The 13,156-nt window shown below is 60.7% G+C and carries 12 protein-coding genes and 1 riboswitch; of the genes, 9 read left to right on the forward strand and 3 right to left on the reverse strand.

What is annotated here, in order from left to right:
• The first annotated feature begins 4 nt into the window (after nt 1-4).
• From glcF to MHM97_RS11040, 4 genes are all read left to right on the forward strand, one after another.
• Nucleotides 5-1,324: a glycolate oxidase subunit GlcF gene (glcF, locus tag MHM97_RS11025; RefSeq protein ID WP_239322415.1), complete on the forward strand. Its 1,320-nt coding sequence runs from the start codon at nt 5-7 to the stop codon at nt 1,322-1,324.
• A gap of 92 nt (nt 1,325-1,416) precedes the next feature.
• Nucleotides 1,417-2,271: a trypsin-like serine peptidase gene (locus MHM97_RS11030; RefSeq protein ID WP_239322416.1), complete on the forward strand. Its 855-nt coding sequence runs from the start codon at nt 1,417-1,419 to the stop codon at nt 2,269-2,271.
• Nucleotides 2,272-2,412: 141 nt separating this feature from the next.
• Nucleotides 2,413-2,880, forward strand: a complete 468-nt coding sequence (locus MHM97_RS11035; protein WP_239322417.1) for an Hsp20 family protein — start codon at nt 2,413-2,415, stop codon at nt 2,878-2,880.
• Nucleotides 2,881-3,016: 136 nt separating this feature from the next.
• The gene (locus MHM97_RS11040; RefSeq protein ID WP_239322418.1) at nt 3,017-3,619 is read left to right on the forward strand and encodes a TetR/AcrR family transcriptional regulator; all 603 of its coding nucleotides are present in this window, start codon (nt 3,017-3,019) and stop codon (nt 3,617-3,619) included.
• Here MHM97_RS11040 and MHM97_RS11045 read toward each other — a convergent pair.
• Both MHM97_RS11045 and MHM97_RS11050 read right to left on the reverse strand, forming a co-directional pair.
• Nucleotides 3,599-4,492 carry a DMT family transporter gene (locus tag MHM97_RS11045; protein ID WP_239322419.1) on the reverse strand — a complete coding sequence of 298 codons (894 nt, stop codon included), beginning with the start codon at nt 4,490-4,492 and terminating at the stop codon, nt 3,599-3,601. The two genes, MHM97_RS11040 and MHM97_RS11045, sit on opposite strands and share 21 nt — an antisense overlap.
• Nucleotides 4,493-4,581: 89 nt before the next feature.
• A riboswitch (FMN riboswitch) is annotated at nt 4,582-4,716 on the reverse strand.
• A gap of 135 nt (nt 4,717-4,851) precedes the next feature.
• A complete protein-coding gene (locus tag MHM97_RS11050; RefSeq protein ID WP_239322420.1) occupies nt 4,852-7,023 on the reverse strand; it encodes an esterase-like activity of phytase family protein in 2,172 nt (723 codons plus the stop codon).
• 179 nt (nt 7,024-7,202) lie between these two features.
• Between MHM97_RS11050 and MHM97_RS11055 the strand changes: the two genes are divergently transcribed.
• Nucleotides 7,203-7,628: a globin gene (locus MHM97_RS11055; RefSeq protein WP_239322421.1), complete on the forward strand. Its 426-nt coding sequence runs from the start codon at nt 7,203-7,205 to the stop codon at nt 7,626-7,628.
• A 12-nt stretch (nt 7,629-7,640) separates the two neighbouring features.
• Here the strand turns inward: MHM97_RS11055 and MHM97_RS11060 are convergent, their stop codons facing one another.
• On the reverse strand, nt 7,641-9,113 hold the full coding sequence (locus MHM97_RS11060; RefSeq protein WP_239322422.1) for an NAD-dependent succinate-semialdehyde dehydrogenase: 1,473 nt from the start codon (nt 9,111-9,113) through the stop codon (nt 7,641-7,643).
• A 103-nt stretch (nt 9,114-9,216) separates the two neighbouring features.
• Here MHM97_RS11060 and MHM97_RS11065 point away from each other — a divergent pair, with 103 nt between their 5' ends.
• The 4 genes from MHM97_RS11065 to MHM97_RS11080 all read left to right on the forward strand — a co-directional run bounded on the left by MHM97_RS11065 (nt 9,217) and on the right by MHM97_RS11080 (nt 13,087).
• Nucleotides 9,217-10,002, forward strand: coding sequence for an alpha/beta hydrolase (locus tag MHM97_RS11065; RefSeq protein ID WP_239322423.1), 786 nt, complete (start codon nt 9,217-9,219; stop codon nt 10,000-10,002).
• A gap of 165 nt (nt 10,003-10,167) precedes the next feature.
• Complete coding sequence (locus MHM97_RS11070; RefSeq protein WP_239322424.1) at nt 10,168-11,376, forward strand: aminopeptidase P family protein; 1,209 nt, start codon at nt 10,168-10,170, stop codon at nt 11,374-11,376.
• A 177-nt stretch (nt 11,377-11,553) separates the two neighbouring features.
• Entirely contained in the window at nt 11,554-12,192 is a 639-nt protein-coding gene (locus MHM97_RS11075; protein WP_239322425.1) for a DUF1523 family protein, read from the forward strand.
• Nucleotides 12,193-12,352: 160 nt separating this feature from the next.
• Nucleotides 12,353-13,087, forward strand: coding sequence for a substrate-binding periplasmic protein (locus MHM97_RS11080; RefSeq protein ID WP_239322426.1), 735 nt, complete (start codon nt 12,353-12,355; stop codon nt 13,085-13,087).
• The last annotated feature ends 69 nt before the right edge of the window (nt 13,088-13,156 follow it).

The following is a 13,156-nucleotide window of genomic DNA, read 5'->3' on the forward strand; positions in this document are numbered from 1 at the left end:
GACGATGCAGACCAGTTTTACCGATGAACAACTTCAGAACCCCGGAACGCAACGCGCGAATGAGATCCTGCGCACATGCGTGCATTGCGGTTTCTGCACCGCCACCTGTCCGACCTATCAGGTGCTGGGCGATGAGCTCGACAGCCCGCGCGGGCGGATCTACCTGATCAAGGACATGCTGGAAAACGAGCGCATTCCGGATGAGAAAACCGTCAAACATATCGACCGCTGCCTGTCTTGTCTGGCCTGCATGACCACTTGCCCGTCTGGTGTGCATTACATGCATCTGGTGGATCATGCGCGCGCGTATATCGACAAGCACTACAAACGGCCCTTTGGCGACCGCGCACTGCGCTGGATTCTGGCGCGTGTGTTGCCCTATCCGACCCGTTTCCGGCTGGCACTTCTGGGGGCGAAGATTGCGCGTCCCGTCCGGGGATGGATGCCGGATGCGCGGCTGCGGGCGATGCTGGAGATGGCACCCGAAGTAATCCCTCCGGTGAGCCGCAATGACGACCCGCAGAGCTTTGCGCCGGAAGTTGCGCAGGTAAAGCGCGTCGCGTTGATGACGGGGTGTGCGCAAAAGGCGCTGAACACCGATATCAATGACGCCACCATTCGCCTGCTGCGGCGTTTGGGCTGCGAGGTCGTGGTGGCCGAAGGCGCAGGCTGCTGCGGTGCGCTTACGCACCACATGGGACGCGAGGATGAGAGCCACGGGGCGGCGGCAAAGAATATCCGCGCTTGGATGGCAGAGAAAAATGGCAAAGGTCTGGACGCGATTGTCATCAACACATCCGGCTGCGGCACCACCGTCAAGGACTACGGTCACATGTTCCGCAACGATGCCTTGGCGGAGGATGCGGCAACGGTCTCGGGTCTTGCGATGGATGTCTCTGAATTGCTGATGCAGCTTGACCTGCCTGAGGGCGCGGACAAGGGACTGACCATCGCCTATCATGCCGCCTGTTCCTTGCAGCACGGGCAACAGATCAAGACCCACCCGAAGACCTTGCTGAAACGTGCCGGGTTTAAAGTGGTGGAGCCAGCGGACAGCCATTTGTGTTGCGGCTCTGCCGGGACTTATAATCTGTTGCAGCCGGAAATTTCTGCGCAACTGAAGGCGCGAAAACTGCGCACGCTGGAGGCAAGGAACCCGGATATTATTGCGGCAGGCAACATTGGGTGCATGATGCAGATCGGGTCTGGGACCAACATCCCTATTGTGCATACGGTTGAGCTGTTGGACTGGGCAACCGGGGGACCCAAACCGCCTGCGCTGGAGGCGGAGCGCAGCCGATCCGATGTTCCCATCTTGCGTTGAACCTGCGCAAACGGCATCACCAAGGGATGCGCGGAATCGCCCACGCGCGCCCAATTTTTGCCCGAAGCGTTGGCTAGGCTGCCGCATGAGGGATGTGGAGAGTGTCTGTGCTGCCGATGAAGCGTTTGATTTTGAGCGGTATTTTATGCGTCGTGTCTGTTGCCGCGGTCGCGGGCACGACCCTGGGCGGGGAGAATACCCGGCTCAAGAGCCTGGAGACCACCGACGCGGGGCGTGATTGGGAAGCGGTTGGCCGTCTGGATCGTAAGGGCGAGGGGTTTTGCACAGGCGCGTTGATTGCGCCCGACATTGTTTTGACGGCTGCGCATTGCCTTTATGATCGTGATACGATGGAGCAGATCGACCCGACCTCCATCGAGTTTCTGGCGGGGTGGCGCAATGGGCGTGCCTCGGCCTATCGCGCGGTAAAACGTGCGGTGCTGCATCCGTCTTATGTCTATGATGGCACGCTGTCGGCAAAACGGGTGCGCAACGACATTGCCTTGCTGCAATTGCAACGCCCCATTCGCAATACCACCGTCACACCGTTTGAAACGGACGCCCGCCCGCGCAAGGGCGCACGGGTCGGTGTGGTGTCATACGCGCAGGATCGGTCCGAAGCCCCGTCGCTGCAGGAAGTCTGCATGGTAATCGCCCGTCAGGATGGCGTGCTGGTGATGTCCTGCGATGTGGATTTCGGCGCGTCCGGCGCGCCGGTGTTTTCCTTTGAGGGGGAGCGTCCCCGGATTGTTTCCGTGGTATCGGCCAAGGCGCGGGTGGAGGGATCTGCAGTTTCGCTTGGCGCGTCACTTGCAGAAGAGCTGGCGCTGTTGGAAGCCCAACTGACCGGTGCCCACGTCGGCAGCCGCATGCCGCAAGGCGTGAGCCGGGTGCAGGTCGGCGAGCCGCGGCGCAATGATCTCGGCGCAAAATTCATCTCCAACTGAGCATGAACCTCTTGAAACTGCGATGACCCTTCATAAATCGGAGGGTGTTCAGGGCGCCAATGATCGGGCTCTGAACGAAAACCGCCCGTCCCGTGTTGGGAGGGCTTCATAGCAGTTATCGCTCAAAGATGAGGATGAACCATGCGTACGTTTGATTTTGCTCCGCTGCACCGTGCAACTGTCGGGTTCGACCAGATTGCAGACCTGATGGACCGGGTCATGAGCTCGGATATCCAGCAGCCCAGCTACCCCCCTTATAACATCGAAAAAACCTCGGACGATGCCTATCGCATCTCGATCGCCGTTGCCGGATTTTCCGAAGACGAGCTGAATGTCGAGGTGAAGGAACACGCGCTGGTCGTGTCCGCGCGCAAGGCCGAGGATGCCGGCGAACGCACCTATCTGCATCGCGGCATCGCCACCCGCGCGTTTGAGCGCCGCTTTACGCTGGCGGATCACGTGCGGGTCGAAGGCGCAAGCCACGCCGACGGTATGCTCCATATCGATCTGGTGCGCGAAGTGCCCGAAGCGCTGAAACCGCGCCGGATTGAAATCGCATCCGCCGCAGGATCGAAGCCCAAGGAAATCGCGGGCTCGACCGTGAACTGATCCCTCCCCGGGGTGCATCCGCATCCTGTTTGCAGCGCCCCCGGTCTTACGGCTGGGGGCGATTTTATTTGTGGATTTGCGCACTCCTACCAATCGGTAGGTTGCCGGCCACGCGATCACCTGTGTTAATGGCGCAATGACATTACGTGTTGCGCCATCCAATACCCGCACCCAACTCATTGAAAGCGCGTGCCGCCTGTTTGCGGCGCATGGCTATGCCGGGGCTTCGATCTCAAGCATCGCCAGAGAGCTGGGCCTGAGCAAGCAGGCGCTGTTGCACCACTTTGGCAGCAAAGGCGCGCTCTATTCATTGGCGGTCGAGCAGGCGGCGGCAGCGGTGCTGCAATTGCTGTTTGATGCGATGGATGAGGACCATTCCCCCGAAGACCAACTGGAGGCCTTCTTTGCCTCCTATCAACTGCTCTTGAGCGCAAGGCCCACCGCCGGGCAGCTCGTGTTGCGTGAACTGCTGGATAATGCACTGACCACGCAGGAGGGGGGCGCCTTTGCCACCTTGCTGGAAAGCCTGGTCGCAACAGTGCAGGCAACCGAGCGCTGGCAGGGGGCTGGCGCTGCCGGGGCGCTGGGCGTGGTGACGCAACTCATTGGCGCTGCGTCACTCCCGCCATCTGCGGAAGCGACGCTGCTCGCACGATTTGGCGGTGCAACCGTGGAGACGGCTCGATCTCAGTGCGCAGCGATTTCTGCCGCGTTGGTCTCAGGCCTGTTGCGGCGGTGAGGCCGGGCGGGTGCGGGACTCCCGGTTCAACAGATAGACGCTGGCCACAAGGATCAGCAGGGTGCCGAGCCACATATTGCCATCGGGCAAAAAGCCAAAGACCATCGCGCCAAGACCGACGTTAAACACCAGTTTAAGGTGGTCAAAGGGCTGCAGGAACGCCGCATCGGCAAGCGTATAGGCGCGCACCAACGTGTGCTGCGCCAGTGCGGTCAAAAGCCCGGCTCCGATCACCAGCCAAAGCGTGGCTTGTGGCAGGGTAAAGCCGGTGCTGACCGTGAGCAACGCATTGGCGGGACTCAGCAGCAGCAGCAGGTAAATGGTGACGGTCTCGGTGTTGTCGCGGCGCGTGAGCTGTTTGGTCACGACGGAACTCGCTGCCCAGAAGGCAGCAGCAGCCACCGGGAGCAGTGCCGCCAGTTGAAACCGGTCCGACCACGGCGCAAGGATCACCATGCCGCCGATGATGCCCACGACAACCGCGCCCCAGCGATGCAAGGAGACCTCTTCGCGCAGGAACAGCCCCGCCCCGATGGTGACAAAAAAGGGCGACAACAGGATCAGCGCAATCGCCTGCCAGATCGGCACATGGGCAAGCCCCAGTGTCCAGAGCTGCACGCCGCCCACGGCCAGCGCGACACGCAGCACATGGGAGACGATCTGTCGGGTCGACAGCACAGCCGACCGGTTGCGCCAGATCCATGGAATATAAAACAAAAGCGCGATCAGATACTGCCAGAAGGTCACCGTCGGAGCGGAGGCCCCATGAAGCATGGTGGCCGATTGCAGTGCGGTGTTGACCAGCGCGAAACAGGCTCCGGCGATGACCATGAGGCCAGCCGCCTTGAGCGGGGTGGGGAGCGTTTGAGCCATCTGCGTGTCGTCCTTTCCTCGGTACGCATGTGACCCAAGGCAGACGAACAGACCCGGTACCGCCTCCGGATTGGGGGCGGTGCGGGGCTCTCCATTCTCTTCCATCCGGACTATGACCGTCGGCCCCGGAATTGCGCCGGGTCTGCTGACACCTTTGCGCAGGCAAAGGCCGCTCGTGGGCTGTGACCACCGGTAGGGACTTTCACCCTGCCCTGAGAATATCACCTCACTTTCATGAGGTGAAAAAGACATAGCCAAGCTGACCGGCAAAGAAAAGCGCCCTGTGCACAACGTGAAAGAGGCCCCCGGTTGGGAGGCCTCTTTGCGTGGTCGGAATGTCGGCTGAATGGGCGAGCGGGTTACTCGACCTTGAAGGACCAGAACATGGTCTCGCCGGAGCTGTCATCGACGCCGTCGTTGTCGGTGGCAACCCATGCGATGCCATCTGCCATGATAGCCAGCCCTTCGACTTTATCGAGGACATAACCGCCGGTGGATTTCAGATCGGGCAGCAGGTCGCGGACTTCTTCCTTGGTCACGACTGGCAACTCGCCACCAAGCGGAGCCGGGGTCATTTCAGACAGGGCGATGCGGTAGATCTTCTTGGTGACTGCGCGATCATCGTGCTGGTTGTCACGCTCGATGACATAGACATGGTCGCCATGTGCCACGATCTCGGACAGGCCGACCCAGCCGGTTGCAGGCTCTGCCTTGGGATAGTGCACGGCGCCCCATTCCTTGGTCTCCAGGTTGTAGGACACCAGTTTCACGAGGTGCTTGGGGTCGTCTTTCCACTCGCGCTGCACCGCCATCCACAGGGTGTCGCCGACCTTGGTGATGCCTTCAAAGCCAAAGCGCTTTTCCACCGCTTGCAGTTCTGCCGGGATGGTGATCTCGCCCTTGTTGGTCTTGATCAGACCATCAGCGGTGACGTGATAGATCGCATGCGGAATGGCACGCTCGGTACGGCCTTCGGAGGCCACGTAGAAGCCGCCCTTGCCGTCCAGTGTGATGCCTTCGAGGTCGAGCTTCTGCGCGGCATCGCCATTGGCGCGGTGAATGCGGATCACATCGGTGATGCGCGCCGGGGTCTGCGACGGGTCGATTTTGAAGATGGAGGGCTGGAAGCCATAGAAGCTGTCGTTGACAGCCCAGATCATCCCGTCTTCATCGGCGACCATACCGGAGATTGCACCCCAGCCGATCAGGTCATCCGCGCCTTCGGAAGTCAGATGCGGATAGACCGGCGCGCCATCCTGCTGTTCGAACAGCATCACATGCGCCCGCGCGCCGCCGTCCTCGATCAGGTCTGCCTCGTTGGCGGAGACCAGCAGGCCGCGCTCCGGAATGGTGACATAGCCCTCTGGGCCGGTGCCCGAAGGCAGCAGCTGGGTCAGAACCGGGTTGGCCGGTTCGGTCACGTCATAGACCCCCACGACCGAGGCCCGCTCCGCCCCGACAAAGACATAGGGCGTGCCGTCGAATTCGGCGAAGGTCACGGATTCAGGTTCCACGCCTTTGGCATCGGACCGTTTGTCCGGATAGTGGCCGATCTGGATGATGGCATGTTCAAAATCGACGCCGGAATCGTAAACCACGGTTCCGTCTTTGTTGAAGATCGTCCAACCGCGCGAGCCACCATTGTAGTCGCCTTCGTTGGCGGTGGCGAAGTGAGTGTCATCAATCCACGTCACGGCGTCAGGCTCGCGCAGGCGGCCCTGCTGGCTCTCGGTGAAGATCAGCGCGCCGCGCTCGTCCGTGGCGTCGATCCCGTCGAGATCAACAGACCCGGCTGAGAAATGGCTGACGACCTCGCCGTCCTTGGAGACGACAACCATGTGGTTGTTTTCCTGCAAGGTCACAACGGTTTCGCCAAGGCCGTTGATCGACACATACTCGGGTTCGGGGTCGGAACCGGCGATGTCGGCCAGCCCGGTCAGGTCGACCATCTTCATGCTGGCGCAATCAAGGCCACCTTCGGTGGTGTTGACCATCACCAGATTGCCCGCCGGCATCTGCGGGATAACGCCGTCGTTCAGGTCCTCGTCGCGCTCATTCTCGATCGCGATGGACAGGAAGGACCCGTCTTTGGCCTTGGCAACGGAGTCCGGCTGACCGCCGAGATCGCAGGAGGCAAGCTCTTCGCCAGTGGTCGTGTCAAAGGCCATGAACTGGCCGGAGGGCTGGGTGTAGCTCTCGGAAGTATTGACGCCGACGTAGGCGATGGTGCCGATGACGGCGACCGAGGTCGGCTCACCCGGCAGTGCGATGTTGCCCTTTGGGGCCGGGTTGGCGGCGTCGGTAATGTCGATCATGCCGAGTACCCCGAGCGGGCTGTCGGTGTAGACCAGTGTCATGCCATCGGCGGTGACGTCGATGATCTCTGGCGAGCTTTCACGGGTTTGGTCTTCGCCTTCGGCCATGTTCTTGATGACGGGGAAGGACGCGATCCGGTTAAAGGATTTCTCAGCCTGCGCAAAACCAGCGGTCAGCGCGAGGGCGGAAGTCAGGCACACAAGGCGCAAGGACATCGGCAGCTCCTGTTGGTTGAATATCAGTGCCTTGGCATTGCCGACGGGACGCAAAACAATTGTGACAACTTTTTGTAGATTTGGTGATGGCAGGGTAAGGCCGCATTCACCAATTCTGACTACTCTTGAGCCTACGGATCACGTTATCGTTGTGCTGATAAGGGGGTGCAGGAATGGGCATGGCCATTCTGCATGAGATTGATGCCCGACTTGTGCGGGGCAGTATCGGCAAGGTGTTTGCGCGCAAGGCCGCTCTGACGGACAGGTTTTATGACTACTTGTTTCTGGAGCTGCCCGAAACGCGTGACCTGTTCACGCAGGACTTCTCGCATCAGAAAGAGATGTTTGCCCAGGTCCTGGTCAGCGGTGTGAAAAGCCTTGGTCAAGAGGGCCAGCTGGCTGCATTGGTGGAGCGTATTCTGCTCCAGCATCAGCATCTGGGTTTGACCGCGATGCATATGTATGTGGCGCAGCGCGCGTTGTTGTTGGCCTTTGATGAGGTGCTGCGGGACGATCTGACAGCAGCCGAGGCCTCTGCCTGGAATGACGCACTGCGTCGCGTGTGTCAGAGTCTGGCGGCGGGGATCGAGTCCGCCGCCACCTGATCTGCTGAGGTGTTACACCGACATGCAGAGATATTTCATCTCCAGATAGTCTTCGATGCCATGGTGGCTGCCTTCCCGACCGAGGCCCGATTGCTTGACGCCGCCGAAGGGGGCCAGCTCGGTTGAAATGATGCCGGTGTTGATCCCGACGATGCCGTACTCCAGCGCTTCGGCCACTTTGTAGACCCGGCTCAGGTCCTTGGCATAGAAATACGAGGCAAGGCCAAAGATGGTGTCATTGGCCATGTCGATCACCTCGTCTTCGGTCTCGAACTTGAACAATGGCGCCAGCGGCCCGAAGGTTTCATCCTGGGCAAAGGCCATATCCGGCGTTGCTCCGGTGACGATCGTGGGCTGGAAGAACGTGCCACCCAGTTCCGACGGGTTGCCGCCCAGGATCACCTCGGCGCCCTTGTCGCGTGCGTCCGCGATATGGTCCTCGACCTTTTTCACGGCGGCGTCAGAGATCAACGGACCGAAGTGGATGCCGTCTTCGAGGCCGTCGCCGACCTTCATGGCCTCGACTTTCTCTTTCAGCTTCGCGGCAAAGGCATCATAGATTCCGGCCTGCACGTAGATCCGGTTGGCGCAGACGCAGGTCTGGCCGTTGTTGCGGAACTTGCACATGATCGCGCCGTCGACGGCGGCGTCGAGATCGGCATCGTCAAAGACGATGAAGGGGGCGTTGCCGCCAAGCTCCATGGAGCATTTCATCACTTGATCCGCGGCTTGGCGCAGCAGGATGCGACCGACGTTGGTGGACCCGGTAAAGGTGAGCTTTTTCACGATCGGGTTTTCGCAGAATTCCTTGCCGATGCCCGCAGCATCCGCGGCGGGAATGACACTGAACACGCCGGCGGGGAGGCCCGCGCGCTCTGCCAGTACAGCCAGCGCGGTCGCCGACAGCGGCGTTTCAGAGGCCGGGCGGGCGACAAAGGCGCAGCCCGCAGCCAGCGCCGGGCCGGCCTTGCGGGTAATCATCGCGTTGGGAAAGTTCCACGGCGTAATCGAGGCCGCGACGCCGATGGGCTGCTTGATGACCGTGATGCGCTTGTCACGCTGGTGGCCGGGGATGGTTTCCCCGTAGACGCGCTTGGCCTCTTCGGCAAAGAACTCGATGAAGGACGCGCCATAGGCAATCTCGCCGCGCGCTTCTGCCAGCGGCTTGCCCATTTCCGCGGTCAAGATCACAGCGAGGTCTTCCTGGTGTTCCATCATCAGGTCGAACCATTTGCGCAGCACGCCCGCGCGTTCCTTGCCGGTCCACTTCGCCCAGTCTTTTTGCGCGGTGTTGGCCGCGGCAATGGCGTCGCGCGCCTGCATCCGGCTGACGTCGGCCACATTGGCAATGACGTCGCCGCGCGCCGGGTTGGTCACCTCGAAGGTGCCTTCGCCCGTCACAAAGGCCCCGCCGATATAGGCGCGCTCCTCCAGAAGGCTGGGATCCTTCAGAAGGGATTTCAGGTCGGTTGTCGCGTCTAGCATGGTGTCCTCCGCAAATTCGAGTCTCGCAAATCAAAAGCAGTTGGGCCTAATGTTGTCCAGTGACAGCGATAAGTCCAGATACTTAACACATTAAGGGAATAAGATGGAACTTGACGACGCCTATGCCAACGGAGCCTATATCGAGGGCGCCGCAGACTATCCGCCGCGCTGGATGGCCTCGGCCGAAGATTTCCGTAACAGCCTGCATGATCGTGCCCGTCTCGACATCCCTTATGGGGCAGGAACGCGTCATCGGTATGATCTGTTCCTGCCCGAATCCGCGCCCTTGGGGGTGCTTGTCTTTGTCCATGGCGGCTACTGGCTGAACTTCGACAAATCCACGTGGTCGCATCTTGCGGTGGGCGCTTTGGCCAGGGGCTGGGCCGTGGCGATGCCCTCCTATGATCTTTGCCCTGCGGTGACGATTGCGGACATCACGCAGCAGGTGGCGCAGGCGGTGCAGGCGATCGCCGGCGAAGTCGATGGCCCGATCGCGCTTGCGGGGCATTCGGCCGGGGGCCATCTGGTCGCGCGCATGCTCGACAAGGCCGTGCTGCCGGCCGAGGTGGGCAAGCGCATTCGAACCGTCGTGCCGATTTCGCCGCTGTCCGATCTGCGCCCCTTGTTGCGGACCAGCATGAATCAAAAGTTCAACATGACCGCAGAGGACGCCGCCGCCGAAAGCCCCGTCGAGATGCAGAACCGCTATGATGCGGATGTGACGGTCTGGGTCGGTGGGGCCGAGCGCCCGGCCTTTCTCGATCAGGCGATCTGGCTGGTGGAGGCCTGGGACGCGGATCACGTCATCGCCTTTGAAAAGCACCATTTCAACGTGATCGAGCCGCTGGCGGACCCGGAGAGCGATCTGGTTGCGGTGCTGACGGCCTGAGCGGACCGGGCTGCGGGCACCGAAAAAAACCTTGCCGCGTGGAACATTCTCGAACAGTATCCACGCGGAACCGGCGATGGCGTCGCGCGTGGAAGCACCACGGGTTCCACATTCCCAAAACACATCCTGTACGCCGGGATCTTCTTGTCAAAAGGAGAGTCCAGCATGACTGCTCGTCCTGAAATGTATCGCTTTCACAATGGTGAGAAAGCGCCGTTGCAGTTCCCTGTGGCGGAGTATGAAACCAGAGTCGCCAAACTGCGCAGCACCATGGCAGAGCTTGGGGTCGAGGCGGCCGTCTTCACCTCGATGCACAACATCTCTTATTACTCCGGCTTTACCTACTGTGCCTTCGGGCGGCCCTATGGTCTGGTAGTGACGGCGGATCAGGCGGTGACCATCAGCGCCGGCATCGATGCGGGGCAGCCCTGGCGGCGTTCGTTCTGCGACAACATCACCTATACGGATTGGCAACGGGACAACTTCTGGCGCGCGATCCTTTCTGTGACCGGTCCCTCACGCGTGGTGGGGTGCGAAAGCGATCACCTGACGCTGTTGCAGCGGGGCAAGCTGGATCATTTCCTCACGCCGACGCAGGTGGTGGACCTCTATGAGGCGACCATGATGCAGCGCATGCATAAATCCGCTGCGGAGTTGGACATGATCCGTGCCGGTGCCGCGGTGGCGGATGTGGGCGGCTACGCCATTCGGGATGCGGTCCGGGTCGGCGCGCGCGAGATCGACGTGGCAATGGCCGGGCGTGATGCGATGGAGCTGGAAATCGCCCGGCGCTTCCCGGATGCCGAGTACCGCGACACCTGGGTCTGGTTCCAGTCCGGGATCAACACCGATGGCGCGCATAATCCCGTCACCGCACGGCAGCTTCAGCACGGCGATATCCTGTCGCTCAATACCTTTCCGATGATCTCCGGCTACTACACGGCGCTGGAACGCACGATGTTTGTCCGGGAAGTTGACGCGGACAGTCTGCGGATCTGGGAGGCCAACGTTGCCGCTCATGAATATGGAATGTCACTGCTGAAACCGGGCGCCAGCTGCGCCGAGATCACCCAGAAGATCAACCGCTTCTTCGAGGAGCGCGACCTGCTGCAGTATAGGACCTTTGGGTACGGGCATTCCTTTGGGGTGCTGTCGCATTACTATGGTCGTGAAGCCGGGTTGGAGCTGCGCGAGGACATCGACACGGTGCTGGAGCCCGGCATGGTGATCTCGATGGAGCCGATGCTGACCCTCGCAGAGGGGCAGCCCGGTGCCGGTGGATACCGCGAACATGACATCCTCATCATCACCGATGAAGGCAATGAGAACATCACCAAATACCCCTATGGACCTGAGTTCAATGTCGTTGGGTGACACCGCATTCCTCTGAAAGACCTTGACCGGCACGCGCGAGACCTGCATCCAGCGTGTGCCGGTGCTGACCTGGACCAAGCCTGCCAGGCACTCCGGCTATATGTGGCCCATGACATTGTTTCGCGGCGCAATTCGCCCGACAATGCGCAGAGCGGTTCGGATTGCGAGAGGGGCGATATGGCCTATGTGAAGTGGATATTCATTCTGACCTTCTGGCTCCTGCTCGGAGGCTTCCTGCATTATACGTTGCCGCAATACGACGTGGTGCGCATCGTCAACACCTATGAGGAGCGTCGTGAGCTTGGCGACTGGACCCGTGTCTTCTGGTCCAAACCCGACACCCAAAGCGCGACGCTGGACAATCGCGATGTCCAGTTCATCCAGGCCGTGCGTCCGAATGGCAAAGCGATCGTCTATCGCAACGAGGATACCGGCTGGAGCTGGCCGCCGTATTTCAAGTTCGACACTGCGAACCTCTATACCGAAGCCAACGACTCGGTCTCGACCAAGGACAATCCCGAATGGGTGCGTATCCTGCACTATGGCTGGCGCAACGAATTCCTGTCGGCGTTTCCGAACGCGGTTTCGATCTCGGCCGCTGCCGGGCCGGATGACAAGCCGGTGAACTGGATTTCTATTTCCATTCTGGTGCTGCTCGCCGCCGTCTTCTGGGCAATTTTCGTGCGGTTGCGTCGGTTCAAGCGCCGTCGCTTGGACCCGCTGTTCGATGACGTCGAAGACGGCTTCTACGCCGCGGGTGACGCCATTGATGACCGTACAAGAGGCCTGCGCCGTTGGTTCCGCCGCAAGCCCTGAGGGGCGGCCCGGCCGCAGCGCGTTTGCCGGTTTGATTTGAAAGTCCTATTTGGTTTTATTGCCGAATTTACGGCTCGCCCCCGGGCGCGCATAAGTCGATGGTAACGACGGACTGCTACTCCCTGCTGATGTGACTTAGACCTCATCACGGAGAGATATCATGAAAACGCTGCTCGCGACGCTCGGCCTTGCGACCCTGTCCTGGGTTCCCATGGCGCATTCCGCAGAGACCCTGGTCGTCGGTGTGGAAAACATCGAATACCTCCCGCATTATCACTGGGATGGGGAAAACTATTCCGGGTTTGGGGCGGATGTGCTCAACCGGTTTGCCGAGGACGAAGGCTATACGCTGACCTTTCGGGCGCTGCCGATCTCCAGGCTCATGCAGGCGCTGGTGAACGGCGACGTGGACCTGAAATATCCGGACAATTCCTTTTGGTCTGCCGACCTCAAGGAGGGCAAGAGCGTGACCTATTCCGAGCCTGTGGTCGAGGCGATCGACGGTGTGATGGTGCTGCCCGAAAATCTGGGTCAGCCGGTGGACACGATCAAGCGTCTGGGCACGGTGTTGGGTTTCACCGCGTTTGCCTGGATGGACCGGATCGAAAGCGGCGCGGTTGCATTGACCGAGAATTCCAACTTCTCGGGCATGGTCCGTCAGGCGCTGGCCGGTCGTATCGACGGGGCATATGCCAACCAGGATGTTGTGCGCCGCGTTCTGACAGATCTTGGCAAGGATGCGGACGCCCTGGTTTTTGACGAAGGCCTGCCACATTCCGTGTCCAACTACCACGTTTCGTCCGCCACGCACCCGGATGTGGTGGAAAAATTCGATGCATGGATGGCGGCAAATCCGGATGTGATCGCCGAGTTGAAGGCCAAACACGGGCTCTGATCCGGGCTTGGCGCCCACATGGTCGCGGTGGCGTCTGTCGTGAGGCCGGCGTCGGCTGTGCGCAGATGG

Source organism: Epibacterium sp. Ofav1-8, assembly GCF_022348185.1.
In the GTDB taxonomy this organism is placed as follows: domain Bacteria; phylum Pseudomonadota; class Alphaproteobacteria; order Rhodobacterales; family Rhodobacteraceae; genus Epibacterium.